Raw genomic sequence first — 498 nt, 5'->3', positions numbered from 1 at the left:
CCATGGCAGCTGCTCGTGCCGAGTTTCTTCTTGGTAACCACTTTGTTCTGTTTCAACTTTATCGGCGACGGCCTGCGCGATGCGCTCGACCCGAAAGACCGCTAAACGACAACCAAAAGGATAATCAAAATGACAAAACAGTTACTGGTTGTAGAAAATCTGGACATCAATTTCGAATTGCATGAAAAGAACGTGCACGCCGTGCGTAATGTCAGCTTTAAAGTGGCAGAGGGCGAAACATTGGCTTTGGTCGGCGAGTCCGGCTCGGGCAAGTCCGTAACGTCTATGTCCGTTATGCGCCTGCTGCCTGAGAAATTTGCCCGCTATGGCAAAGATTCACGCATTACTTTTGACGGCATTTCCATTTTGGATGCCAATGAGAAAACCTTGCGTGATTTGCTCGGCAATCGCATCAGCGTGATTTTCCAAGAGCCGATGACCTCGCTCAATCCGTTTATGCGTATCGGTGCGCAACTGATTGAAGCGGCGCGTGTGCAC

At 49.8% G+C, this 498-nt stretch carries 1 protein-coding gene and 1 pseudogene; both read left to right on the top strand.

Features of this window, described 5'->3' with window-relative positions; genetic code table 11:
* A pseudogene (locus ACTHUR_RS18985) lies at nt 1–105 on the top strand (peptide ABC transporter permease); the annotation flags it as partial.
* Between the two features lie 24 nt (nt 106–129).
* Nucleotides 130–498, top strand: a 369-nt coding sequence (locus ACTHUR_RS18980; protein WP_440400327.1) for an ATP-binding cassette domain-containing protein, incomplete at its 3' end; no start/stop codon positions are given.

This window comes from Neisseria sp. P0021.S007 (assembly GCF_051956855.1).
Note: the sequence above shows the minus strand (reverse complement) of the source record. Positions and strands in the feature narration are given on the sequence as shown.